Genomic DNA, 24,864 nt, shown 5'->3' on the forward strand with positions numbered 1-24,864 from the left:
GCGGGAGGGGGATTGCTGGATAGAGTCGTCTCGTCACACCTGGTTGTGGGGACAGCCACGTGTCTTTCTGGCTGCCAACGTCCTGGGGAGGGCCCGCAGCACATGAGTCGTCGTTCTACTGGTTCCGTCGGCATCTGGGCTGAGATGCAACGGCAGCAGCAGCGCCAGTCGGAAGCCGCGGCCAGACGGCAGCGGCAGGAAGAACAACAGGCGCGGGCCTACCAGAGGCGAGCAGCCCAGAGTCACCGCGAGTACCGCCAGGCCGAGGCGCAGCGCCGTACGGAGGAACTGGACGTGCAGGTCGCGTCCTTGCAGGGTCTCCTCGCCGCCGGTTGCCGGGCGCCGGCCTTCAGCGCCTCGGCGCTCATGAGGCCCGAGGTGGTCCAGCCCTTCTCCGCCGGCTCGTTGGCCTACTCCGTGCCGATGCCGAGCCCGGACCAGTACCAGGCGCAGGGCGGCTGGACGGCGAGCCGTCGCGCGCAGGCCCAGGCCGAAGCGCGGGCCCGTTTCGAACGGGACTGGCAGGCAGCGCAGGCCGCGGAAGCCGAGCGCCTGCGTCAACTGGCCGCGTCACAGCGGGAGTACGACCAGTGGGCCGGTGCTCAGCTGGCGGAGATCCGTCGGCACAACGCGGGCATTCGCCAGGTGACCGAAGGGGTCCGACGCAAGGACCCCGACGCGGTGGTCGAGTACTTCTCCGCCGCGCTCTACGCGTCGGGCACATGGCCGGAGGACTTCCCCCGCCAGATATCGGCGGCCTACGACGCACCAGCCCGACATCTGGTCCTCGACTGGCAGTTGCCCGGTTTCTCGGTGGTCCCGGAAGCGAAGTCCGTGCGGTACGTGTCCTCCCTCGACCAGGACAAGGAGGCCCCCCGCCCGGCGGGCCAGCGCCGAGCCCTGTACCGCGAGGTCGTCGCGCAGTGCGTGCTGCTCGTCCTGCACGAGCTGTTCGCCGCCGATGAGCAGGGCGCGCTCGAATCCGTCTCCCTGAACGGGTTCGTCGACGAACACGACCCGACGACGGGCCAGCGCGGCCACATCTTCCTCGCGACGGCGATGGTTTCGGCGTCGTCGTTCCGTGAACTGCACCTGGCCCAGGTGGACGCGGTCAGTTGCCTGACCGACGGACTGAGAGGGCAGCTCTCGGTACGGCCGGACCAGCTCACCCCCGTACGGCCGAGCCGTCGGCCCCAGGACGTCGGGAACCGCGTCGTCGCGCACGGCGGCGACGGTGAACCGGACCTGTTCGCCATGGACCCGGTCGAGTTCGAGGATCTGGTCGCCGAACTCTTCCGGGCCATGGGGATGCAGGCGGTCACCACCCAGCGTTCGAACGACGGTGGCGTGGATGTCGACGCACACGATCCCACCCCCATTCGCGGCGGCAAGATCGTCGTCCAGGTCAAGCGCTACCGCAACACGGTGCCCCCCACCGCGGTACGCGACCTGTACGGCACGGTCCAGGACGCCGGCGCCAACAAGGGCGTCCTCGTGACGACGTCGGGGTTCGGCCCCGGCTCGCACACGTTCGCCAACGGCAAGCCCCTGGAGCTGATCGCGGGGGCGGAACTCGTCGACCTGCTGCACCGGCATGGGCTGCGCGGACGACTGGGCGACGGCGGTAACCGCCCTGCCCCGGCCGCACCACCGGCCGCTGGATCCGGCCCGCAGTTGCCCGCCGACTACAACATCCTGGGCATGTCATGGACCGGCAGCGTCGCCCTGGACGTGTGCGCCCTCGTCTGTTCCGGCAACCAGGTGCTCAGCGATGATCACTTCGTCTTCTTCAACAACCACCAGACACCCGACGGCGCCGTACGAGCCCTTCCCGCCGCCGCGCCGGACAAGGCCGCGATCTGCGTGGCCTTCGACGGGCTTCCGGAGTCCGCCGACCGGTTCGTGCTCGTGGCCGCCATCGACCCGGAGGTGAATCCGGACGCCGACCTGTCCGGCTTCACCGACGCGTCCATCCGGCTCCTCGACCCGGGCATGGCCGAACTCGGGCGCCTTGAGGTGTCCGACGGGCGCCCCGGCGAGACCGCCCTGGTGCTCGGTTCCTTCCGCCGCAGGTCCAACGGGGACTGGGACTTCGTCCTCGGCGGCAAGGGTTACCGGGGAGGCCTGGAGGAGCTCGTGCGGGACTTCGGCATCGTGGTGGAGTAGCAGCCTGCCCGGACGGTACGTCGCACGCCCCGAGTACGCGGTGGCGTGCCCGTCCGCGTGCCCCGCAGGCCCTCGTCGAGCTGAGAACCGTACGGGGATACTCGCTGCTCGTGGGACGTGACGATCTCCGCCGGGCAGCCACAGCGCCGGTCAAGGACCCCGCGGTCGTCGCGCTCAACTCCCTTGAGATACCCACGACTTGTTCACTTTCTCGTTGTCGTTCTTCACGGCACAGCACGGGGTCCACGCCCCTGGAGCGGTTACCGTGCCCGAAGAATCGAAGCGTTTCGGAAAACGTCTTGGAGACCAGCACGATGAAACTCGCCAAGCGGCTCGTCCTCACCACCACAGCTCTCGCCGCCGTAACGGCCGGCACGCTGCTGAGCGCGACGGTCGGCCAGGCCGCCGCCTCGCAGCCCGCCCGCCACACGGTCGACGCCCCCGCCGCGCTGAAGGTCCCCGACGGCAACAGACTGACCGGCGTCTTCTCCGCCGAAGGCGTCCAGACCTACACCTGCACCGACGGCGCCTGGAAGCTGCTGGAGCCAGCCGCCACCCTCTGGGCCAAGAACGACCACTCCCGCCGTACCCTCGCCCTCCACTCCCGCGGCCCGGTCTGGGTGTCGACGGTGGACGGCAGCGCGGTCAACGCCGCGGCCGTCGCCAACTCCCCCAAGACCGGCACGATCCCCGAGCTCCTCCTGAAGTCCACCGCCACACGCGGCACCGGCACCTTCGCCGACGTCTCCTACATCCAGCGCCTCAACACACGGGGTGGCGTGGCCCCTGCGACCGCTTGCACGGGCACCGACCAAGTGAGCGTTCCGTACGCCGCCACGTATGCGTTCTACAAGCCTGCCAAGTAGTCGACGAGTAGTCATAACTCGTCAACTTCTCTCGTGATGGGCCCCGGTGCCGTTGGGCATCGGGGCCCATCACGTGGGGAGACAGATGGGTCACAGGTCACAGACCTCCTGAGTCACCGCTCTCCTGGGCTTCGAGAAGCTCCTCCGCATGCTCCAGCGCCCAGCGGCCCAGTACCGCCATGGGGCCCTCCACCAGGCTCCGACCCAAGCCGGTCAGGGCGTACTCGACGCGCGGCGGTGCCTCGGCGTGGGCGTGGCGGTCGAGCAGTCCCGCGGTGAGCAGACGGCGCAGGGAGTCGGTGAGCACCTTGTCGCTGATACCGCCGATCGCCGTGCGCAGCTCGCGGCGTCTGCGCGGCCCCATGCGAAGAGCCGCCAGTACGACGGGATCCCACGTGTGGGCGAAGAGATCAGTGGCCGCGCGCAGACGGCAGTCGGCCACGAAATCGAGGCAGTGGGCGTCGTTGTCGAGGCGGTGGTTGTTGTTGTCGACGCGGTGGGTGTCGGCGTGGTCAGTCATCTTGTCGCCCATCATCCCGGGTCGGTCGCGCACCGATCGGTGCGTAACGCCTTGCCTACCGTCGTTGCTGTTCGACCCGTCAACGGCTTGAGAGGCAGCGACTATGCGCATCGGGATTCTGGGAACAGGCACACTCGCGGCGGCCCTGGGCGAGGGCTGGGTTCGGGCAGGGCACGAGGTGGTGATCGGCGGGCGCTCGCAGGTGAAGGCGGAGGCGCTTGCCGAGCGGCTGGGGTCCGGGGTGCTTGCCGCCCCGCCGCGTGAGGTGGTCGCCGGGCGCGACGCGGTGCTGCTGGCCGTGGCCTGGGACGGTGTCGAGGACATGCTGAAACTGGCGGGGGCGGCGGACGGCGTCCTCGGCGGAACGCCTCTGATCGATCCCACGAACGCCGTGACACACGGTGTCGGTACGTTGCTCACCGGACCGGGGGAGTCGATCGCCGAGCGGATCGCGGGACTCGCCCCAGGAGCCCGGGTCGTAAAGGCGTTCCATCTCTTCGCCGCCGACCAGTGGACCAGCCCGCCCGACGACGGCCGGCCCGGCGTGACGGTGGCGATGTGCGGCGACGACTCGGCGGCTCTGCACGTCGTCGGTGAACTGGTCCGGGACGTCGGCGGGATCCCGGCGACCCTGGGGGCGCTGGATCGGGTCCGCCAGTTGGAGGAGGTGGCCGGATTTGTCATCGGCCTGGTATTCGCGGGCTTCGACCCCAACTCCGCCGTCCCTCGGGTCCCCTCGCTGGACAGGCGCGCCGGCAACAGGGACAGCCCCGCTCGCCAGACCCGGTGCCCGGAATCGCCGGGAACCCTCGAGCGTTGAGGGGGGTGGGCCTGGGCCGCCGGTGATGTACGAGCCGGGCGGCCCGTGAGACCGAGCTGATGGAAAGTGGAGGAGCCTCGATGACTGCGCAGACGCAGAGGGCGGTGCTGGCTGGTGGATGCTTCTGGGGGATGGAGGAGCTCATCCGCCGGCAGCCGGGCGTGACGGCGACCCGGGTCGGTTACACCGGCGGGGACGTGCCGAACGCGACGTACCGGAACCACGGCACGCACGCGGAGGCCATCGAGATCCTTTTCGACCCCGCGAGCACCGACTACCGCGCGATCCTGGAGTTCTTCTTCCAGATACACGACCCGAGCACCAAGAACCGCCAGGGCAACGACATCGGCCTCAGCTACCGTTCCGCGATCTACTACGTCGACGACGAGCAGAAGCGGATCGCCGAGGACACGATCGCGGATGTGGACGCCTCCGGTCTGTGGCCGGGCAAGGTCGTCACCGAGGTGGAGCCGGTCGGCCCCTTCTGGGAGGCCGAGCCGGAGCACCAGGACTATCTGCAGCGTTACCCGAACGGCTACACCTGCCACTTCCCGCGCCCGGGATGGCGGCTGCCCACCCGCACGGAGGGCTGACCGAAGGGTTCTTCCGCCTCCGCCCCAGCCCCGCTCACGTCCCGTTCCCCGCCGACACGACCACCTGCGCCGACAGGTTCCGGATGCGGCAGTAGCGTGCCGTCATCCCCTTGCCGTGGTAGCGCCACGGAAGGGCGTTCACGTAGCCGTCGACCAGTCTGAACTGCTCGACGGCTACCTCGTCGCGGTCCTGGAGGGACAGGTAGTACGCCAGAAGGTGGCGTAGTTCCGGCAGGCGCGGGTGGGTCGGGTCGGCCGCGGCGGCGTCGGCGAGGCCCGCGTTCAGGCGGGCGATCATCTCGGGGGTGCGGTCGGTGGCGCTGTCGTCCGAGTCGTCGTGCTCGAAGTGGACGATCAGCGGGAGAACCGTCAGCAGGCCGCCCAGCGGGGCGGACGCCGCCGCCCGCTCGGCGAACTCCGTCGCGAGCCGCCGCGTGCCGCGCCAGTTCTTGCACCAGTACTGCAGCGCCGAGAAATGGGCCTCGTAGTGGTGCGGGTCGCGCGCGGTGAGCTGGGACCAGAGCCTGTCCATCTCGGAGTGCGGGTAGCCGAGCCCGAGTGCGGTCCAGATCTCCGTGACGTACGGGGTCGGGTCGTCGGGGCCGAGCGCCGCGGCTCTGGCTATCTCCTCGCGGGAGCGCTCCAGCAGTCGGTGGAAGCCCGCGAACTGCTCGCCCGTTGTGTTGCGGGCCACTTTGCCGCCCCGGATGTTCCAGGCGAGGATCACCGTGCTCCGGGCTCGGACCAGGGCGGCGTCGGGGGCCTCCGGACCGCCGGGCGCCTCTGCCTCCCAGGCGACCAGCCAGGCGTCGTCCTCGGCTGCGATGTCCGCCAGCAGATACGTGGCGAGGGACCGGCGTTCCCAGTCCCGGCCGATGCCGCGCAGCAGTCCGGCGGCCGCCTGCCAGGCGCCGTCGCCGTCGCGGCGCACCGCGTCGAGCACCGTCTCCCAACCGTCCGGCAGCGGTCCCGCCGACTTGGTGCTCTGGCGCTCGGCGGGCAGCAGCCCGAGCCGCTCCGCCGCCTCCGCGCCGCCCCCGGTATCGCCGGTTTCCTTCGACTGGGCGGCGAACTCCCTGACGAACACCCCGCCGAGCCACTGCACGACGATCAGCGTGGGCACGGCCAGGATGCCGAGGATCCACCGCAGTACGGTCATCGGGAGGTGTCCGTTTCTCGGGGCGAGCGGGGGGCCGGGGGCAGCAGGGCGCGCAGTGGGGCGGTGTCCGGGGCGTCGGCGAGCGCCCTGTCGACGGCGGCGCCGATCGCGGCGTCGAGGCCCGGGGCACCGTCCTGCGGTGTGCTGTCAGGGTCCGGCAGCAGGCGGGCCTTCGCGGGCTGCTCCCAGGAGAACGTCCAGCTCATCCGCGAACGGGAGCTGAACTCCGCCATCACCATGCTGTGCAGCGAGTTGTGCAGGGTCGGGCGTACGAACTCGCGGAACGCGCGCCCCTTCGCCGCGACCGCCTCGTCCGACAGCGGCAATCGGCGTGCCAGCTGCCACAGTTGGCCGTCGTCGATGAGGGCGAGGAGGGTCGGCAGGGTCGGATAGTGCTTCGTGTAGAGGACCATCGCGCGATGCAACGGGGTGTTGAGCGCGGCGAGGTTGGCCGCCATCGCGCCGTCGAGGAGTTCGTGCCAGTCGGCGGTGCGCCGTAACTGCCGTACCTCGTGCGGCAGGACGGCGTCCTCCAATACGGTGAGGGTGCCCTCCTCGTCGGTCAGGAGGGCGATGGCGGCGCCGTGCGCCTCGTCCGCCCGGTCGTCGCCGGGGAGCAGCTCGACACGGCGTACGCGGTCGGCGACGGGCGGGTGGGAGTCGTACGGCGAGATCGGTTCCGTGGGCAACTCGCTGCGCAGAGCCGCCAGTTCGAGCTGGCGGGCGCTCAGCATCCGGCCGAAGCCGCCGAACACCTCACCGCGCGGCGGCAGTAGCGCGGCTTCGGTGCCGAGGGTGGCGTAGCTGCGCACGTAGAACCCGAACGCGCCGTCCAGGACCGGGATTTCGCGCAGTGCCGACGCGGTGGCGTCGCGGCCGGCGATCCGGGCGGCCGAGGCGTCGGCGGCGTACTCCTGGCGGCGGGAGTCGGCGAGCGTGGCGCGGAGGTACAACTCGGCGTACGCGGTGTAGATCCGGGCCAGCACGCGGTACGTGATGCCCGCGCGCTCCGTGTCGATTTCCCGCTGTGCCTTGCCCCTGGCCTCGGCCTTGGCGTTCCTGCGCTCCTGGCGGGCCCGCTCCCGGGCTTCCGCGCCGCCCGCCCGCTCCTCGAAGTTCGCGATGGTGCGCTGGAGTTGGACGCGTCCACGCAGGGTGAGGGCGGCCAGACGGGTGTCGGAGCCGGCGTAGTGGCCGAGTTCGTGGGCGATGACCGCCCGCACCTGGGCCTCGGTCAGGCCCTGCATGAGGGGTACGCCGAGGTAGAGCCGGCGCGGCCCGGGGAGGAGGCCGAGCAGATGGGCGTCCTCGCCGACGGCGGCGTTGACATCTCCGGTGAGGACGATGCGGGACGGGGCGCGGGTGCCGACCCGGTCGGCCAACTCCCGTACGGTTCGCCAGAGTTCCGGTTCCTGCGCCTCGGTCACGGGCAGGCCCGCGGGCTCCTCGCCCTTGGGCGTGCGCAGCATGAACAGGCCGCGGACCAGGGGAATCGCCAGCACTACGGAGACAAGGGCCAGCTTTGCCGCCACGGCGGCCGGGGCGTGTGCGAAGAGCAGGTAGTCGGTGCCGGCGAGCACCGCCAGCAGGAGCACGCCGAGCAGATAGAAGCCGGCGAGCAGTACGAGAGCGCGCAGCGCGCGCAGGGTCGAGCCCATCGGGCCGGGATCCCTCCACGGGAACGGGAACGGGGACGGTAGGAAGGGGAGCGCGGCCGAGCGGTGGGGTCAGGACCGGCGGGTGGGGGAAAGCGGAGTATCGCGTACGGGCCCGGGGGCAGGCAAGGCATGATCATGCCAGTCGGTGATCATGGACCCGGAGCGGTCCGGGCACGCGTAGTCCGGAGCCGTGGGGCCAGGCGTCGTCCGGAGCCGTGGGGGCAGGCGCCGTCCGGCTCCCGGTCCCCGCCCGCTCCACGGCCGCCGTCCCGGCTCTCCCTGTACCTCCTGTACCTCTCCGCGGAGGGACCTGTCCTAGCGCAGGAGTGACGCAGGGCTCCCGCCGTTCGCCTCGTACCCCGCCACCGCCAGCGCCCGGTACACCGCGAACTCCGCCGCCGGGTCGGCGGTGAGGGTCCACGGGAGGGCGCCCACGTGGCCGTCGACGTGCACCAACTGGTTCATGGCCTCCGCCCAGCGCTCGGAGCGCACCAGGAAGAAGATCAGCAGATGGCGTACGTGAGCGAGCATCGGGTCGTCGGGCCGGGCCGCGTGGACCGCGAACAGCGCGCCGTGGATCGACTTCGTGACCACCTCGCTCTGGTAGAAGCCGCTGACCAGGTTCACCTCGGGGAGATGCTCGAAGACCGCGAACAGGGGCATCGCCGCCAGCAGCGAACCCTGCGGTGCTCTGGCCGCCGCCGCTTCCGCGAACGACATCGCCAGCGCGCGTGAGCCGTGCCACTTCTCGCACCAGTAGTGGAGGGCCGCGAGATGCGCCCCCATGTGTTCCGGGGCGCGGTCGAGGATCTTCAGCCAGAGCTGCTCGAACTCCGGCCGGGAGTACGCCAGTCCGCGCGCGACCGACAGCTCGACGATGTACGGGACGGGGTCACCGGGGGAGAGGAGCGCCGCGTCGCCGCACGCCGCCTTCGCCTCCTCCATGATGATCCGGAACTCGTCCGTGCCCGGCGTCGACGTCCGCCACGCCTGCTGGACCAGGAACTCCGCGTGCACCGCCGCGCCGCCCGCGTCCTTGGGCGCCTCGGTCCGCCACACCCGCAGCCACTGCCCGCCAGGCGACTCGCTCACCCCGCCGGGGCGCTGCTGCAGCTCCAGCGAGGCGGCGCCCGCGAAGGCCTGCACGCGCTGCCAGCGCCGCTCGCCGTCCTTCTCCGTGCCGGCGAGCAGCTGGGCCGCCGCTCTGTAGTCCTGGGTGCGCTGTACGACGTCGAGGACGTCCAGCAGGTCCTGGTCGGGGCCGGGCATCCGGATGTCCAGCGCCTCCTGCCGGACGAAGCCGTAGTTCGCCGGGTCCGCGGCGTCCGGGTCACCGGGGGCGACCTGCTGAATACCGGCACTCCTGCGCCGCATGAACGGCAGCACCACGAAGCCGATCATGACCAGTGCCATCAGGACCCAGAGAATCTCCATGCCTCAAGCGAACCAGACGCCTCTGACAATTGGCCAACCGGTCCGCAGAAAAGGCTCCGCGAGGCCTTCCCGAAGCCCCTGAACCCACCCCTCCACAGCCCGCGGACGGCAGCAACCGCGCGAGCGCACTACCCTCGGTCCACATGAGCGACAGGCACATCAGTCAGCACTTCGAGACTCTCGCGATCCACGCGGGCAACACCGCGGATCCCCTCACCGGCGCGGTCGTCCCGCCGATCTACCAGGTCTCGACCTACAAGCAGGACGGCGTCGGCGGGCTGCGCGGCGGTTACGAGTACAGCCGCAGCGCCAATCCGACCCGTACCGCCCTCGAAGAGAACCTCGCGGCCCTCGAAGGCGGTCGCCGCGGTCTCGCGTTCGCGTCCGGACTGGCGGCCGAGGACTGCCTGTTGCGTACGCTGCTCAGCCCCGGTGACCACGTGGTCATCCCCAACGACGCCTACGGCGGCACGTTCCGCCTCTTCGCGAAGGTCGTCGCCCGGTGGGGCGTGGAGTGGTCGGTCGCCGACACCAGCGACCCCGCCGCCGTACGCGCCGCCCTCACCCCGAAGACCAAGGTCGTGTGGGTGGAGACCCCCTCCAACCCCCTCCTCGGCATCACCGACATCGCCGCCGTCGCCCAGATCGCCCGCGAGGCCGGCGCCCGGCTCGTCGTCGACAACACCTTCGCCACGCCCTACCTCCAGCAGCCGCTGGCCCTCGGCGCGGACGTCGTCGTGCACTCCCTGACCAAGTACATGGGCGGCCACTCCGACGTCGTGGGCGGCGCGCTGGTCACCGCCGACCAGGAACTCGGCGAGGAACTGGCGTACCACCAGAACGCGATGGGCGCGGTCGCCGGGCCCTTCGACTCCTGGCTGGTGCTGCGCGGCGCGAAGACGCTCTCCGTACGGATGGACCGGCACAGCGAGAACGCCACCAGGATCGCCGACATGCTCACGCGGCACGCGCGCGTGACGCGCGTTCTCTACCCGGGGCTCCCGGAGCACTCCGGTCACGAAATCGCCGCCAAGCAGATGCGGGCGTTCGGCGGCATGATCTCGTTCCAGGTCCAGGGCGGCGAGGAGGCGGCCGTCGCGGTCTGCAACCGCGCCAAGGTGTTCACGCTCGGCGAGTCCCTCGGCGGCGTGGAGTCCCTGATCGAGCACCCGGGGCGCATGACGCACGCGTCCGTCGCCGGATCGGCCCTGGAGGTGCCGGGCGACCTCGTACGCCTCTCCGTGGGCATCGAGAACGTCGACGATCTCCTGGAGGACCTCCAGCAGGCCCTCGGCTAGAGGGGGTCCACGAGCGGCAGCCGGCCGAGAACCGGTCGTACGGGACCAGGTCGTCCGCGGCCCGGTCTCACCAGCCCGTCACGGGTGGAGTCACCTGCGAGGGCGGCTCCACCCAGGGCTGGACCGTCGTCGCCCACACCGTGAAGGCGACCACCGCGAAGAGCAGCAGCACCCACATCAGCCGCCGCGCCGCCCGCCTGCGCCGCAGCATGCGGCTGCCACGCCGTACGACCTCCGCGTACAGGTCCGGCGGGACCGGAGGGGGCGTGCCCTCCATGGCCTGCCGCGCGGCGGACTCCCGGTCGCGCCGGCTCATGACGGCACCACCTTCCGCCCGGCCACGGCCGGCGCCTTGTCGCGCGGCGGGTGCAGCAGCGTCGCCGTCGCCCGGTCGCAGATCGCGTGCACGCGTTCCGTGGGCAGGCCGAGCAGCGCCGCCGTCTGCTCCTCGCCGACCCCCTCGTACAGCCGCAGGACCAGGATCAGCCGCTGCTGGGGGGTGAGCACCGCCAGGGCGCTGCCGGGATGCGGGCGGGCCCTGCCGAGGCCGCCGTACTGGTGCCAGGCCTCGCGTGCGAAGCGGACGGCGAGGTACTGGCGGGCCCGGGCGTACGGGTCCTCGCCGCGCATCCGGTCCCAGCACGCGTACGTGTGCGCGAAGGCATGGGTGAGCAGACGCCGCGCGCGCGGATTGTCGTGCGGCGCCTCCGCCGTGAGCAGCGTGGCCGTGTGCAGCAGTCGGCCCGCCGCGCCCGCGACGAACGCCTCGAAGTCCCGGGCCGGGCCGGCACCTCGGGATGGCTGCCGTTCTCGCACCGTGCCTCCCGTCGTACGACAAGGACGCGGTCACAAAGGACCCGGTCTCATCTGAGGCCAGATGCCGCCGCCGGTCAAGAGCCAGGGAACAGCAGTCCGTCCGGCGGCGGGCACGCGCGCGTACGCGACGGTTTCGCCACCGACGTCAGGAGGCTGACTCCGCTTCCCCCACGGGGATGCCCTGGGCCGCCTGGCGGGCGGAGAGCGCGGTGTTGAAGCGCGTGAGGAGCGTGCAGAACACCTCGCGCTCCTCCGGGGCCCACTCCTGCGTCAGCTCGGCCATCAACTGACGCCTGGACGAACGGACTTCCTCGAGCCGCGACAGCCCGCGCGGGGACAGCTGCAGGACCACCGCGCGGCCGTCCTCGGGGTGCGAGGTGCGCTTGACGAGCCCTGTGTCGACGAGCGGAGCCACCTGCCGGGTGACCGTCGACGAGTCGATGCCCATGCTCGCGGCGAGCGCCTTGACGCCCATGGGGCCTTCCTTGTCGAGGCGGTTGAGCAGCAGATACGCCGCGCGGTCCATCGAGTTGCGCACCTGCCCGACTCCCCCGAGCCGGGTCTGTTCGGCACGGCGCGCGAAGACCGCGACCTCGTGCTGCAACGTGTCGAGGAGACCGGTGTCACCGACGGTCGTCATGTCCATCGACATTTCAGGTGTTGTGGGCATGGCCGGGGGCTCGCTTCATGAAAGGGGGTGCTGGGTTGGGGGACAGGGTACGCGGCCGGAAGGCGGGCCGTACCGGCGCTGCGAAAACCGGTCTCGGAGCTTGGTCACACCGCGAGTCCGCGCCTGTGAACTGCGAGACTTGGGACATGAGCTACAGCACGGCTGACTCCTTGCACTCCCTGCGGCCCGTCACTCTCGACGATGTGCGCGGTGCCCAGAAGATGCTTACGGGCGTGGCGCGGGTGACGGCCATGGAGGGCAGCCGGCATCTGTCCCAGCTGGTGGGGGCGCCGGTGCACCTCAAGTGCGAGAACCTCCAGCGGACCGGCTCCTTCAAGCTGCGCGGCGCGTACGTCCGGATCGCCGGGCTGCTGCCCGAGGAACGGGCCGCCGGGGTCGTCGCGGCCAGTGCGGGCAACCACGCGCAGGGGGTCGCGCTCGCGTCGTCGCTGCTCGGCGTACGGGCCACGGTGTTCATGCCGCAGGGCGCCCCGCTGCCGAAGATCAGCGCCACGCGCGAGTACGGCGCCGAGGTGAGGCTGCACGGTCAGGTCGTCGACGAGACGCTGGCCGCCGCCCAGGAGCACGCCGAGCGGACGGGCGCGGTGTTCATCCACCCCTTCGACCACGCCGACATCATCGCCGGGCAGGGCACGGTGGGCCTGGAGATCCTGGAGCAGTGCCCCGAGGTGCGCACGATCCTCGTGGGGATCGGCGGTGGCGGCCTGGCCGCCGGGATCGCGGTCGCCGTGAAGTCGGTGCGGCCCGACGTACGGATCGTGGGCGTGCAGGCGGCCGGCGCCGCCGCGTATCCACCCTCCCTGGCGGCCGGGCGGCCCGTGTCGGTCGCCAATCCGGCCACGATGGCCGACGGGATCAAGGTCGGGCGGCCCGGCGACGTGCCGTTCGGGATCATCGGCGATCTGGTGGACGAGGTCCGCACGGTCAGCGAGGACGAGCTGTCGGCCGCGTTGCTGCTCTGCCTGGAGCGCGCCAAGCTCGTCGTGGAACCGGCGGGGGCGAGCCCGGTCGCCGCGCTGCTGAGCGAGCCGCGAGCCTTCGAGGGGCCGGTCGTCGCGGTGCTGTCCGGCGGCAACGTCGACCCGGTGCTGCTGGAGCGCATCCTGCGCCACGGCATGGCCGCACAGGGCCGCTACCTGGCGGTTCGGCTGCGTCTGACGGACCGGCCGGGCGCCCTCGCGACGCTGCTCGGGGCGTTGTCAGTGGTCGACGCCAACGTCCTCGACGTGAGCCATGTCCGGACCGATCCACGGCTCGGGCTCACGGAGGCGGAGGTCGAACTGCACCTTGAGACGAAGGGACCGGCGCACTGCGCCGAGGTCGGCCTGGCGCTGCGCGAGGCCGGCTACACCGTCATCGAGTGAGTCCGTGACCGCCCGGCTCGTTCGACTCACTCGGAGGACTCACTCGGACGGGTGGCTCTGGAAAATTGCATTGAGAGACGCGATACATCGCGTTATGGTGTGTGTCACGCCGCTGTACCCGCCCGCTCGGGTGCTCGCCCATCCTCCTCTTGCCCACCGGGCAGGGCAACGGAGATAAATCCAGGCTTGTCGCGGCAGTCGTAGTCCCCAACGACGTGGAGAACTGATATGCCAGGCGCCATCTACGCCGAAGGTCTGGTGAAGACCTTCGGCGACGTAAAAGCTCTGGACGGCGTCGATCTGGACGTCCCGGAGGGCACGGTCCTCGGCCTGCTCGGGCCGAACGGAGCGGGCAAGACCACCACCGTCCGCTGTCTGACGACCCTGCTGCGGCCCGACAGCGGCTCGGCGGTCGTCGCGGGCATCGACGTCCTGAAACACCCCGACGCGGTCCGCCGCTCCATCGGCCTCTCCGGCCAGTTCGCCGCGGTCGACGAGTATCTGACCGGCCGCGAGAACCTTCAGATGGTCGGTCAGCTCTACCAGATGAAGGCGAAGGCGGCGAAGACCCGCGCGGCCGAACTGCTGGAGCAGTTCCACCTCGAGGACGCCGCCGACCGCCCCACGAAGACCTACTCCGGAGGCATGCGCCGCCGGCTCGACCTCGCGGCGGCCCTGGTCGTCTCACCGCCGGTGATGTTCATGGACGAGCCGACGACCGGCCTCGACCCACGCAACCGCCAGCAGCTGTGGGAGGACATCAAGCAGTTGGTCTCCGGAGGGACGACACTGCTGCTGACCACGCAGTATCTGGAGGAGGCCGACCATCTCGCGCACGACATCGCGGTGGTCGACCAGGGCCGTGTCATCGCCCGAGGCACCTCCGACCAGCTCAAGGCCCGCACCGGCGGCGAGCGCGTCGAGGTCGTCGTGCACGAGCGCGAGCACATAGCGACCGCCTCCGAGGTGCTCAGCGCCTTCGGCAAGGGCCAGGGTGAGGTCACCGTCGAGGACCACATGCGCAAGCTCACCGTCCCCGTCAGCGGCGGCGCGAAGCTCCTCGCCGAGGTCATCCGCGAACTGGACACCCGGGGCATCGAGATCGACGACATCGGCCTGCGCCGCCCGACCCTCGACGACGTCTTCCTCTCCCTGACCGGCCATGTCGCCGAGGTGAAGGACGAGGAGAACGGCGAGAAGAACGAAAAGGAGACGGCCAAGTGAGCGCCGTGAACGATTCGATGATCATCGCGCGCCGGAACCTGATCCGGATGCGCCGCATTCCCGAGATGATCATATTCGGGCTGTTCCAGCCCATCATGTTCGTGGTGCTGTTCACCTATGTGTTCGGCGGCTCGATCCAGGTCGGCTCGTCCGCCTCCCCGCAGGCGTACCGCGAGTTCCTGATGGCCGGCATCTTCGCGCAGACCGTCACCTTCGCAACCGCCGGTGCGGGCGCGGGCATCGCCGACGACATGCACAAGGGCCTCATCGACAGATTCCGGTCGCTGCCCATGACCCGGGGCGCGGTGCTCACCGGCCGCACGGTCGCCGACCTGGTGCAGACGGCGCTCACCCTCGTCGTCCTGGCGGTCGTCGCCCTGATCATCGGCTGGCGTACGCACGAGAACATCGGCAAGGTGCTCGCCGGATTCGCCCTGCTTCTGCTGCTCGGGTACGCGTTCTCCTGGATCGGCGCGCTCATCGGCCTGTCCGTGCGCACTCCCGAAGCGGCGACCTCGGGCGGCCTGATCTGGCTGTTTCCGCTGACGTTCATCTCGAACGCGTTCGTGGACGCGAACCAGATGCCGGACTTCCTGCGGCACATAGCCGAGTGGAACCCCTTCAGCGCCACCGTCCAGGCCGCGCGGGAGCTGTTCGGCAACCTTCCCCCGGGCTTCGAGGCGCCCGACGCCTGGCCCATGCAGCATCCGGTGTGGGCGTCGCTGATCTGGTCCGTCGTGATCATCGTCGTCTTCCGGACGCTCGCGGTCCGCAAGTACCGCCGGGTGGAAAGCTGACATGACGATGCCCCCGGCACCAGGAGGGCGCCGGGGGCTCGCGAGGGCAAAGAGCCGGATCGACAGGTCGGGCCGGATCCAGAGGTCAGGCCTGGTAGGGCACGGCCTTCAGGATCTTCACGGTGGCCAGCTTGCCGTTGGGCAGCTCGTACTGGGCGTCCGCGCCGACCTTCTTGTCGCTCACACCACGGCCCAGCGGGGACTGCGGCGAGTAGGTCTCGATGTCGGCGCTGGCGTACTCGCGCGAGGCGAGCAGGAAGGTCAGCGTGTCGTCCTCGTCGCCGTCGAAGGCGATGGTCACGACCATGCCGGGCGCGACCGCGCCGTTCGCCGCCGGAGCCTCGCCGACCTTCGCGTTCTCCAGGAGCTGGGTCAGCTGGCGCACACGGAGCTCCTGCTTGCCCTGCTCCTCCTTGGCGGCGTGGTACCCGCCGTTCTCGCGCAGGTCGCCCTCCTCACGCGCGGCGGCGATCTTGGCGGCGATCTCCGTGCGCGCAGGACCAGTAAGGTGCTCAAGCTCGTCCTTGAGCTTGTTGTACGCCTCCTGGGTCAGCCAGGTGACGTTCTCGCTGGTCTGGGTCACAGGTGCTCCTCGTAGGTACTGGGATACAAAGCATCGCCCTACCTAGAAGAATGTTCCTCCACGGATGGGCGAAACCACGAGCCTAACAATTCAGCGGCGGCAGGGGGAGGACATAAGCCATCAGAATTACGTCAACGCAGGTCAGCGATTGTGTGATGAGAGTGACCCTGTGGTTTGTCGGCGCTCTCAGTCGGTGTGACAGCCGAGCAGCTCGGCCGTGGTGCCCTGGGACGTCGTGCGCAGGGTGACGAGCCGGTCGATGCGGGTGGCGTCGCCGTCGAAGCGGAAGTCGGCGCGGCCGACCTCGGCGCCGTTCTCGGCCTGGGAACGGACCGTGCAGTAGCCGTTCGTGCCGGAGTCCTTGCGGACCTCCAGATGAACCTTGACCGAGTTCTCGTATGTCTCGAAGGTGATGATCTCGGCGCTGATCTTGTTGCCGACGACGTAGTGGTAGCCGAACCAGCCGAGCACGACGAGCACCACCGTGCCGAGAACGGCGGCGGCGATCTTGAGTTTGCGGTCGGCGCGCTCGTCCGTGGAGCGGCCGTACCGTCCCTCGGGTGGGCGCGTGGTCGCCGTACTCATGATCGTCCTCTCCGCGAGGGCCCTGGAAAGGCGGGCCCCGGAATTATTGGCCGCTCGGTTCGGTCACTATAGAAGCCGCTCATCGCACCCGCGCACACCGGGCGCCGACCTACGAGGATTGAGTCTTGACTGACCAGCTGCGACTGATGGCCGTGCACGCGCACCCCGACGACGAGTCGAGCAAGGGTGCGGCCACCATGGCGAAGTACGTGTCCGAGGGGGTGGACGTGCTCGTCGTGACCTGCACGGGCGGGGAGCGCGGATCCATCCTCAACCCGAAACTGCAGGGCGACAAGTACATCGAGGAGCACATCCACGAGGTACGCAAGAAGGAGATGGACGAGGCCCGCGAGATCCTCGGCATCAAGCAGGAGTGGCTCGGCTTCGTCGACTCGGGCCTGCCCGAGGGCGACCCGCTGCCCCCGCTGCCCGAGGGCTGCTTCGCCCTCGAGGACGTGGACAAGGCGGCCGGGGAACTGGTGAAGCAGATCCGCGCGTTCCGTCCGCAGGTGATCACCACGTACGACGAGAACGGCGGCTACCCGCACCCCGACCACATCATGACTCACAAGATCTCGATGGTCGCCTTCGACGGCGCGGCGGACACCGAGACCTACCCCGAGTCGGAGTTCGGCCCGGCCTACCAGCCGCAGAAGCTGTACTACAACCAGGGCTTCAACCGGCCCCGGACCGAGGCGCTGCACAACGCGCTGCTCGAGCGTGGCATGGAGTCGCCGTACGGGGACTGGCTGAAGCGGTGGTCGGAGTTCGAGCGCACCGAGCGCACCCTGACCACGCACGTCCCGTGCGCCGACTTCTTCGAGATCCGCGACAAGGCGCTGCTCGCGCACGCCACGCAGATCGACCCCGACGGGGGCTGGTTCCGGGTGCCGCTGGATCTTCAGCGGGAGGTCTGGCCGACGGAGGAGTACGAGCTGGCGAAGTCGCTCGTGGGCACTTCCCTCCCCGAGGACGACCTCTTCGCGGGCATCCGCGACAATGCCTGACATGAGCGCAAGCGCAAGCCTGGCAATGACGCACCTCGTCTCCTTCGCGGCGGAGGTCGACGAGGACAAGGTGACCCCCGGTGTCCTCGGCTTCATCGTGTTCGCGGTGATGGCTCTCGCGGTGTGGGGGCTGATGAAGTCCATGAACAAGCAGATGGGCAGGATCCAGTTCAAGGAGACCTCGGACTCCGAGGAGGCGCCCAGCGCGGCCACGGGCTCCGCCCAGAAGCAGTGAGGCCGCACCGGGTGCCCGGCACCCGGTGAGCGCACCTCTACAGATCTGCTGACCTACCGGCGGCCGGCCGCCGCCACCGGCACTCCCATGACCTCCCGGGCGTGCCGGTTCGGGACCGTGCCCAGCCGCCACGCCTGCCAGCCCGACTCCAGCGCCACCCCGCGCTCCAGAAGAAGCTGATAGGCGTCCACGTACTCGTCGAGCTTCTCGTCGCGGGACGGGTGGCGGCCACGGGAGAGCTGGGACAGCTCCTCCTGGGCCACTGCCGTGCCGATGTCGACGCCACCGGGGGCCGCGTAGGGCAGGAGAGTGCAGCGCAGGAAGCGCGCCCAGTCCTCGCCGCGCCGGTCGCCGTACGACGTGAACAGGCCGATCGCCTCGTCGCACAGGGCCAGCGCCTGCTGGGCTCGGGAGTTGCCCGCGTCGACCACCGCCAGCTCCAGGCACGTCCAGGCCTCGCCGTGGGCCACCCCGATGCGTTGGAAGTCGGCGCGGGCGTCCACCAGAAGCTGACGGGCGAACCCCGAGTTGCGCAGCGAACCCGTCTGCACGGCCCGCTGGTCGCGCGTGACGCGGGCCGAGTGATGCCGGGCACAGGCCAGGCCGTAGACGTCCCGGATACGGGAGAACATCGTGCGGGAACGTTCCAGCTCACGGACCGCGAGATCCAGGTTGCCCGTCTCCTCCAGGGACTGGCCCAGGTAGTAGACCGACCACGCCTCGCCGCGCGCGTCCTCGTTGTCCCGGTGGACCGCCGCCGCCCGGCGCAGCCCGTCCACCGCCGCCGACGCGTCCCCGGCGACCAGCCGGGCCCGCGCCAGCTGCGTCAGGGCCCAGGCCTCACCACGGGCGTCGCGCGTACGGCCGTACAGGTCGAGGGCCGTGCGCAGCTCGGACTCGGCGCGCGGTACGTCGCCCATCCTGAGGCCCAGCTGGCCGAGCTGGAAGTGGGCCCACGCCTCGCCGTGGATCGACTCGCCCTCGCGGTGCAGGACCAGCGAACGCTGCAGCAGGTCCCATGCCTCGGCGAGCCGCGAGCGGTCGCGCTCGACGGCGGCGAGGGCGTGCATCGTCCAGGCGCGGTCGGTCGCCAGTTCGGGGGCCTGCTGGAGATCCAGCGCCTCCTGGAGCTTCGCCGCCGCCTCGACCAGGTTGCCCTGGTGGTGCAGCGTGATGCCGAGCGAGCACAGCGCCCGGGCGGCGCCCGCGTCGTGGTTGGCCTCCATGTACAGCTCGACGACCGAGGTGAGCGTCGTACGGGCCTTGTCCAGCTCGCCCAGCTGACGGGCCGCGATACCCGTACGCCACTGCACCGACCGGACCAGCAGACCTTGGTCCACCGACTCCGCGAGCTCACTGATCTCGCCGAGCCGGTAGAGGTCGCCGCGCAGCAGGCAGTAGTCGCACAGGGCGCCCAGCAGGTTGAGCACGGCCGCTTGGTTGACGCCCTCCGCGTGCCGCAGCGTCGCCGTGATGAAGCTCGACTCGTCGTCCAGCCAGCGCAGCGCCTCGTCGAGGGAGGTGAAGCCGTGCGGGCTGAAACGGTCCGATCGGGTCGACATGTTGCCGTCGACCAGACGCAGCACGGAGTCGGCCAGCTCGCCATAGCTCACGATCAGCCGCTCCTGCGCGGCCGTGCGCTCCGCCGGTTCCTCCTCGTCGAGGAGACGGGCTTGCGCGAACGCCCGGACCAGATCGTGCAGGCGGTAACGACTGCCCCGGACATGGTCGACCAGGCCCGCGCGGGCGAGCGCGTCCAGCTGACGGGTCGCCTCCGTCCGGTCAGTGGCCAACAGAGCCGCGGCCGCCGCGGCGCCGAGCGAGGCCCGCCCGGCCAGCGCCAGCCTGCGCAGCAGCCGTCTGGCCGGGTCCGGCAGGTCCGTGTAGCGCAGCCACAGCACTCGCTCGACCGGCTCCACGGGACCGTACGCGCCCAGGTCCGTGGCCAGCCGACGCCGACTGCGCGGGCCGAGCGAGGAGCCCGCGATACGCAACGCCAGCGGCAGGCCGCCGCACAACTCCCGTATCCGGTCGTCGGATTGGGCATCGTACGGATCCGCCCCCGAACCCGGCCTCGATCCCGGCTCGGTCTGCGCGGACGCGTTCAGCAGCTCCTCCGCGCCCGCCGCGTCCAGGGCCTCCACGTGCAGCTGATGAACCCAGAACGGCAGGTCGGACGGAAGGGCGAGGGGCTCCCGGGCGGTGACGACGACCAGGCTGTCGGAGCGCTCCGGGACGAGCGTGCGGACCTGCTCGGGGTCCTTGGCGTCGTCCAGGACGATGGTCACCGGGACACTCGTCAGGTGCTGGTTGTACAGCTCGCTCAGCCTTCTGACCTGCTGGTCCGGTGACGAACGCTCACGGAAGAGCAACTGCTCGCGGGAAGCGCCGAGCCGGTTCAGCAGATGCAGCAGCGCGTCGCGGGTGGGCAGCGGCTCCTCCTCCGGGCTGTCGCCGCGCAGATCCACCACGCACGCCCCCCGGAACTGGTCCCGCAGATCGTGCGCCGCGTGGATCGCGAGCGCGCTGCGCCCACTGCCGGGCGCGCCGTGCAGGACGACCAGTGTCGGCCGGGTCTCCGTACTGGCGCGGGCCGCGTGCACCCACTGCCGGATACGGGCCAGCTCCTCCCGCCGGCCCGCGAACGGCTCGTCGGGATCAGGGAGCTGGGCGAACGACTGCTCCAGCAGGCTGCGGCTGCGGGCCGCCGCGCTCTTGTCGGTGCCGCGCAGTCTCGGCCCGGTCTTCTTCGGCCCGGTGGACGCGCTGAGCACCCGCTGCTGGTCGAGGAAGGGACGGATGCCGCGTACCTCCAGCGCCGTCAGCCACGTCAGCCGCAGCTGCTCGGGTCCGCCGGGCTGGCTCACGGCGCCGGCGCGATGATGGGCGGCCGGCAGATGGGCGGCGGTCACCTTGAGGACGGTCGCGGCGGCACCCACCACACCCACGGTGAGCGCCGCGCCCACGGCGGTGCCCGTGCCGGTGCCGAGCACCAGATCGGCGACACCCGCCGCGAGGGCGGCGACAGCCGCCACCAGCAGGGGAGTTCCGGCGCCCTCCCGGGCGTACCGCTGCCCGAAGGTGAGCTGCCCCGCCTTCGCCTCGTCGAGCGCCCGCGTGTACGCCGCGTACTCCTCGGCGGACGGCTGCGCCATCGCGTCCAGTGCGGAGCGTGCCCGCGTGAGGAGTGCGGTTCCGTCGGTGCGTCCGCCGGATCGTCGTACCTCTTCCTCGACGGCCCGGACCAACAGCCGCTCGGCTTCCGCGCGGTGGCTGTCCCGCATGGTGTGTCCCCCTTCGGCAGCGATCTGACGGCAAGTCGGCAGCAACGCCTTGTCCTCGGTGCTTCCTTGGTCAAGTGTCCTGCGGACGGCGCATCGAGGCGAGGGGGCGTGGGGCCCTGATCGCCGTGCCGGGCACGCCCGTTGACGCGACAGACGGGGCTGAAGCGGCAGATGCGGTTGATGCGGGAGGTTCGCCGCACAGCTATCGTGATCACAGACATCGAACGGGGAGAACAGGACATGAGCAGCGAGAACCCGCCACCGGGCTATCCGCCGCACCCGCAGTGGCACCCGGCGCCCCCCACACCGCCGCAGGCACCGCAGCCGCCGCGCTGGGCCTGGTGGGTCGTCGGCATCGTCATCCCGGTCGTGGGACTGCTCGTCACGGTGCTGGTGAGCCGGCCGAACTCGTCCGACGGCGGCACCGACGGGAACGCGGCACAGGCGCCGACCCCGACTCGGTCGTCCGCGCCGGCGGACGCCGCCGGCCAGGAGCAGCCGGCTCCGGCGCCCCCGAAGGGTGTCGGGGCGGAGAAGGCGCTGTTCGGGCCGGAGACACTCGATGCCGATATGACCAACGCGGGGTCGTACATCGATCTGGACGGGTCCGGACCGGTCGTGTCGGGCACCTCCATCAGGAGCGCGGACATCATCTTCGGGGCGTCCCTCGGTCTGTTCGTGCCGGGGTCCGCGTCCAACCTGGCTCCCCTGCCCGACTCCGGCGCCGCCCCGACGGCCGGTGAGTGTGTCGACGCCGTGCAGGAAGCAGGCAGTTACACGGCGGACGCGAAGCCAGGTAGCCGCTTCTGCCTGATGACCGGCAAGGGCCGCGTCGCCTACCTGAAGGTCGTCACCTCACCGAGCACCGGCATCGGAAAACTGAACGTCACCGTCTGGGAGACGCCTGCGGCCTGACGCGTCGGGTCCTGCGGCAGGATGGACCCCATGCCGAACCGACTGGCCCATGAGACGTCCCCCTATCTCCTCCAGCACGCCGACAATCCGGTCGACTGGTGGCCCTGGTCGGAGGAGGCCTTCGCGGAGGCGCGGCGGAGCGGTAAGCCCGTCCTGCTGAGCGTCGGGTACAGCAGCTGCCACTGGTGCCATGTGATGGCTCACGAGTCCTTCGAGGACCAGCCCACCGCCGACTACCTCAACGCGCACTTCGTCAGCGTCAAGGTCGACCGCGAAGAGCGCCCCGACATCGACGCCGTCTACATGGAGGCCGTCCAGGCGGCGACCGGGCAGGGCGGCTGGCCCATGACCGTGTTCCTCACCCCGGACGCCGAACCCTTCTACTTCGGCACCTACTTCCCGCCCGCCCCCCGCGCCGGCATGCCCTCGTTCCAGCAGGTGCTGGAGGGAGTCCGCGCCGCCTGGACCGACCGGCGGGACGAGGTCGCCGAGGTCGCGCAGAAGATCGTGCGGGACCTCGCCGGACGCGAGATCGAGTACGGCGCGCCCGAGGCGCCCGGCGAGGAGGAGCAGGCGCGGGCGCTGCTCGGGCTGACCCGGGAGTACGACGCCCAGCGCGGCGGATTCGGCGGCGCACCCAAGTTCCCGCCGTCCATGGTCCTGGAGTTCCTGTTGCGGCACGGTGCCCGTACGGGGGCCGAGGGGGCGCTGCAGATGGCCCAGGACACCTGTGAGCGCATGGCCAGGGGCGGGATCTACGACCAGCTCGGCGGCGGGTTCGCCCGGTACTCCGTCGACCGGGAGTGGGTCGTGCCCCACTTCGAGAAGATGCTGTACGACAACGCGCTGCTGTGCCGCGTGTACGCCCACCTCTGGCGTGCCACCGGCTCCGAGCTCGCCCGGCGCGTCGCCCTCGAGACTGCCGACTTCATGGTGCGTGAACTCCGCACGAACGAAGGGGGGTTCGCGTCCGCGCTGGACGCCGACAGTGACGACGGGACCGGCAAGCATGTCGAGGGCGCCTACTACGTCTGGACTCCGGCCCAGCTCGCCGAGGTGCTCGGTGCCGAGGACGCCGAGCTTGCCGCGCACTACTTCGGGGTGACGGCGGAGGGGACCTTCGAGGAGGGGGCCTCCGTCCTCCAGCTTCCGCAGCACGAGGGCGTTTTCGACGCCGAGAAGGTCGAGTCGATCAAGCGGCGGTTGCTCGATGCTCGCGGCGAACGTGCTGCTCCCGGGCGGGACGACAAGGTGGTCGCCGCCTGGAACGGGCTCGTCATCGCCGCGCTCGCCGAGACCGGCGCCTACTTCGAGCGGCCCGACCTCGTGGACGCCGCGCTCGCGGCCGCCGATCTCCTCGTACGGGTTCATCTGGACGACCGGGCCCAGCTCGCCCGTACCAGCAAGGACGGGCAGGTCGGGGCGAACGCGGGCGTACTGGAGGACTACGCCGATGTCGCCGAGGGGTTCCTCGCGCTTGCCTCCGTGACCGGGGAGGGGGTGTGGCTGGAGTTCGCCGGATTCCTGCTCGACCATGTGCTCGTGCGGTTCGTCGACGCGGAGTCGGGGGCGTTGTTCGACACCGCCAACGACGCCGAGCAGCTCATTCGGCGGCCTCAGGATCCGACCGACAACGCGGTGCCCTCCGGGTGGACGGCCGCTGCGGGGGCGTTGCTCGGGTACGCCGCCCAGACCGGGGCCGAGCCGCATCGGGCTGCCGCCGAGCGGGCGTTGGGGGTTGTGAAGGCGCTGGGGCCGCGGGTGCCGCGGTTCATCGGGTGGGGGTTGGCTGTCGCCGAGGCGTTGATTGACGGGCCGCGGGAGGTTGCGGTGGTGGGGGCGGTGGACGGGGATCCGGGGGCGGCTGTGCTGCATCGTGCGGCGCTGCTGGGGACGGCGCCCGGGGCTGTGGTCGCGGCGGGGGTTGTGGGCAGTGAGGAGTTGCCGTTGCTTGCCGGGCGGGTGCTTGTCGGGGGTGAGGCGGCTGCGTATGTGTGCCGGCATTTCACCTGTGATGCGCCGACTACTGATCCGGAGCGGTTGCGGGTTGTGTTGGGGGGTTGATTTCGCCCCCGCCGCCCCTACCCGTCCCATCCCGTCCTGGGGGCTGCGCCCCCAGACCCCCCTACGGCCCTGAACGGGCCTTGTCCTCAAACGCCGGACGGGCTGGAAATGCGGGCCGGCGCTGGAGAGGTGCCGGACGGGCTGGAAATCACAGGCCCGGCAGGCCCCGGTCGAAGACGTTCAGGGTGCGGTCCACCAGGTCTGGCAGGTTGTCTCTGTAGTTGTTCTGGGCCCAGTAGGTGTGGACCTCCGACAGGGCGCCTATCAGGGACATGGCGTAGACGCGGATTTCCAGGTCCGTGGGGTCGCGGTCGGTGCGGTCGGCTATGACCCGGCAGAGTTGGCGGCCCGTTTTGGACATGCTTTCGAGCATGCGGGAGCGGACCGCCGGGACCTCCAGCATCAGTCGGCTGCGCAGCCGTGTCACCTCGGGCTCCTCGTCGCTGCCGGCGCCGACCGCCCTCTTCAGGACGTACCGCAGGGAGTCGAGCCACGGTTCGTCCGCCGGGCGGGCCCGCAGGTCCTCCTCCAGTGAGGCGTCGTACTCGTCGGTGAGCACGATGTCCTCTTTGGTGGGGAAATAGCGGAAGACCGTGGACTGGGACACCTCGGCGCGCTCGGCGATCTGCTCGATCGTCGTGGCGTCGTAGCCATGCCGCTCGATCAGTTCGTACGTCGCGGTACGGATGGCCGTCCGGGTCCTGATCTTCTTCCGCTCGCGCAGGCCCGGCCGGGGACGGTCGGCGAGCGGTGAGGGGTGTGCGGCGGCCGTCATGGGGTCATTC

At 70.6% G+C, this 24,864-nt stretch carries 23 protein-coding genes; 12 read left to right on the forward strand and 11 right to left on the reverse strand.

Annotated features, from left to right (window positions below):
- Window positions 1-102 precede the first annotated feature (102 nt).
- Entirely contained in the window at window positions 103-2,166 is a 2,064-nt protein-coding gene (locus tag PV396_RS33850) for a restriction endonuclease (RefSeq protein WP_319211195.1), read from the forward strand.
- A 314-nt stretch (window positions 2,167-2,480) separates the two neighbouring features.
- Window positions 2,481-3,032: a DUF3455 domain-containing protein gene (locus PV396_RS33855; protein ID WP_319211391.1), complete on the forward strand. Its 552-nt coding sequence runs from the start codon at window positions 2,481-2,483 to the stop codon at window positions 3,030-3,032.
- Window positions 3,033-3,129: 97 nt separating this feature from the next.
- On the opposite strand, the gene PV396_RS33860 is transcribed toward PV396_RS33855, so the two are convergent.
- Window positions 3,130-3,585, reverse strand: coding sequence for a helix-turn-helix domain-containing protein (locus tag PV396_RS33860; protein WP_319211197.1), 456 nt, complete (start codon window positions 3,583-3,585; stop codon window positions 3,130-3,132).
- A 70-nt stretch (window positions 3,586-3,655) separates the two neighbouring features.
- Here PV396_RS33860 and PV396_RS33865 point away from each other — a divergent pair, with 70 nt between their 5' ends.
- Both PV396_RS33865 and msrA read left to right on the forward strand, forming a co-directional pair.
- The gene (locus tag PV396_RS33865) at window positions 3,656-4,372 is read left to right on the forward strand and encodes an NADPH-dependent F420 reductase (RefSeq protein WP_319211199.1); all 717 of its coding nucleotides are present in this window, start codon (window positions 3,656-3,658) and stop codon (window positions 4,370-4,372) included.
- 80 nt (window positions 4,373-4,452) lie between these two features.
- On the forward strand, window positions 4,453-4,965 hold the full coding sequence (gene msrA / locus PV396_RS33870; RefSeq protein ID WP_319211201.1) for a peptide-methionine (S)-S-oxide reductase MsrA: 513 nt from the start codon (window positions 4,453-4,455) through the stop codon (window positions 4,963-4,965).
- A 34-nt stretch (window positions 4,966-4,999) separates the two neighbouring features.
- Here msrA and PV396_RS33875 read toward each other — a convergent pair whose 3' ends face one another.
- From PV396_RS33875 to PV396_RS33885, 3 genes are all read right to left on the reverse strand, one after another.
- The gene (locus tag PV396_RS33875; protein ID WP_319211203.1) at window positions 5,000-6,124 is read right to left on the reverse strand and encodes a hypothetical protein; all 1,125 of its coding nucleotides are present in this window, start codon (window positions 6,122-6,124) and stop codon (window positions 5,000-5,002) included.
- On the reverse strand, window positions 6,121-7,782 hold the full coding sequence (locus PV396_RS33880; RefSeq protein ID WP_319211204.1) for a M48 family metallopeptidase: 1,662 nt from the start codon (window positions 7,780-7,782) through the stop codon (window positions 6,121-6,123). Before PV396_RS33880 ends, PV396_RS33875 begins: the two co-directional genes overlap by 4 nt.
- A 315-nt stretch (window positions 7,783-8,097) precedes the next feature.
- The gene (locus PV396_RS33885) at window positions 8,098-9,216 is read right to left on the reverse strand and encodes a hypothetical protein (protein ID WP_319211206.1); all 1,119 of its coding nucleotides are present in this window, start codon (window positions 9,214-9,216) and stop codon (window positions 8,098-8,100) included.
- A 143-nt stretch (window positions 9,217-9,359) separates the two neighbouring features.
- Here PV396_RS33885 and PV396_RS33890 point away from each other — a divergent pair, with 143 nt between their 5' ends.
- Complete coding sequence (locus PV396_RS33890; RefSeq protein ID WP_319211208.1) at window positions 9,360-10,514, forward strand: cystathionine gamma-synthase; 1,155 nt, start codon at window positions 9,360-9,362, stop codon at window positions 10,512-10,514.
- A 67-nt stretch (window positions 10,515-10,581) separates the two neighbouring features.
- Here PV396_RS33890 and PV396_RS33895 read toward each other — a convergent pair whose 3' ends face one another.
- From PV396_RS33895 to PV396_RS33905, 3 genes are all read right to left on the reverse strand, one after another.
- Complete coding sequence (locus tag PV396_RS33895) at window positions 10,582-10,830, reverse strand: hypothetical protein (RefSeq protein WP_319211210.1); 249 nt, start codon at window positions 10,828-10,830, stop codon at window positions 10,582-10,584.
- The gene (locus PV396_RS33900; RefSeq protein WP_319211212.1) at window positions 10,827-11,330 is read right to left on the reverse strand and encodes a sigma factor-like helix-turn-helix DNA-binding protein; all 504 of its coding nucleotides are present in this window, start codon (window positions 11,328-11,330) and stop codon (window positions 10,827-10,829) included. Before PV396_RS33900 ends, PV396_RS33895 begins: the two co-directional genes overlap by 4 nt.
- Before the next feature lie 145 nt (window positions 11,331-11,475).
- Entirely contained in the window at window positions 11,476-11,982 is a 507-nt protein-coding gene (locus PV396_RS33905) for a MarR family winged helix-turn-helix transcriptional regulator (RefSeq protein ID WP_319211214.1), read from the reverse strand.
- Window positions 11,983-12,146: 164 nt separating this feature from the next.
- On the opposite strand from PV396_RS33905, the gene ilvA reads away from it, so the two are divergent.
- The 3 genes from ilvA (at window position 12,147) to PV396_RS33920 (ending at window position 15,406) form a co-directional block, all read left to right on the forward strand.
- The gene (gene ilvA / locus PV396_RS33910; protein WP_319211216.1) at window positions 12,147-13,385 is read left to right on the forward strand and encodes a threonine ammonia-lyase; all 1,239 of its coding nucleotides are present in this window, start codon (window positions 12,147-12,149) and stop codon (window positions 13,383-13,385) included.
- Window positions 13,386-13,613: 228 nt separating this feature from the next.
- Window positions 13,614-14,609, forward strand: coding sequence for an ATP-binding cassette domain-containing protein (locus PV396_RS33915; protein WP_319211218.1), 996 nt, complete (start codon window positions 13,614-13,616; stop codon window positions 14,607-14,609).
- Between the two features lie 17 nt (window positions 14,610-14,626).
- Window positions 14,627-15,406, forward strand: coding sequence for an ABC transporter permease (locus PV396_RS33920; RefSeq protein WP_319211393.1), 780 nt, complete (start codon window positions 14,627-14,629; stop codon window positions 15,404-15,406).
- 85 nt (window positions 15,407-15,491) lie between these two features.
- Here PV396_RS33920 and greA read toward each other — a convergent pair whose 3' ends face one another.
- Complete coding sequence (gene greA, locus PV396_RS33925; protein ID WP_319211220.1) at window positions 15,492-15,989, reverse strand: transcription elongation factor GreA; 498 nt, start codon at window positions 15,987-15,989, stop codon at window positions 15,492-15,494.
- A 186-nt stretch (window positions 15,990-16,175) separates the two neighbouring features.
- Window positions 16,176-16,574, reverse strand: coding sequence for a DUF4307 domain-containing protein (locus PV396_RS33930; protein WP_319211222.1), 399 nt, complete (start codon window positions 16,572-16,574; stop codon window positions 16,176-16,178).
- A gap of 146 nt (window positions 16,575-16,720) precedes the next feature.
- Here PV396_RS33930 and mca point away from each other — a divergent pair, with 146 nt between their 5' ends.
- Both mca and PV396_RS33940 read left to right on the forward strand, forming a co-directional pair.
- Entirely contained in the window at window positions 16,721-17,581 is an 861-nt protein-coding gene (gene mca / locus PV396_RS33935; RefSeq protein WP_319211395.1) for a mycothiol conjugate amidase Mca, read from the forward strand.
- The gene (locus PV396_RS33940) at window positions 17,574-17,816 is read left to right on the forward strand and encodes a hypothetical protein (RefSeq protein ID WP_319211224.1); all 243 of its coding nucleotides are present in this window, start codon (window positions 17,574-17,576) and stop codon (window positions 17,814-17,816) included. Before mca ends, PV396_RS33940 begins: the two co-directional genes overlap by 8 nt.
- 53 nt (window positions 17,817-17,869) lie before the next feature.
- Here PV396_RS33940 and PV396_RS33945 read toward each other — a convergent pair whose 3' ends face one another.
- Window positions 17,870-21,100, reverse strand: coding sequence for a tetratricopeptide repeat protein (locus PV396_RS33945; protein WP_319211226.1), 3,231 nt, complete (start codon window positions 21,098-21,100; stop codon window positions 17,870-17,872).
- Window positions 21,101-21,340: 240 nt separating this feature from the next.
- On the opposite strand from PV396_RS33945, the gene PV396_RS33950 reads away from it, so the two are divergent.
- Complete coding sequence (locus PV396_RS33950; protein ID WP_319211228.1) at window positions 21,341-22,015, forward strand: hypothetical protein; 675 nt, start codon at window positions 21,341-21,343, stop codon at window positions 22,013-22,015.
- A gap of 30 nt (window positions 22,016-22,045) precedes the next feature.
- Window positions 22,046-24,079 carry a thioredoxin domain-containing protein gene (locus tag PV396_RS33955; protein ID WP_319211230.1) on the forward strand — a complete coding sequence of 678 codons (2,034 nt, stop codon included), beginning with the start codon at window positions 22,046-22,048 and terminating at the stop codon, window positions 24,077-24,079.
- 148 nt (window positions 24,080-24,227) lie between these two features.
- On the opposite strand, the gene PV396_RS33960 is transcribed toward PV396_RS33955, so the two are convergent.
- Complete coding sequence (locus tag PV396_RS33960; RefSeq protein ID WP_319211232.1) at window positions 24,228-24,854, reverse strand: TetR/AcrR family transcriptional regulator; 627 nt, start codon at window positions 24,852-24,854, stop codon at window positions 24,228-24,230.
- Window positions 24,855-24,864: the final 10 nt, after the last annotated feature.

Origin of the sequence: Streptomyces sp. ME02-8801-2C, assembly GCF_033793965.1 — a bacterium.
Taxonomy (GTDB): Bacteria; Actinomycetota; Actinomycetes; order Streptomycetales; family Streptomycetaceae; genus Streptomyces.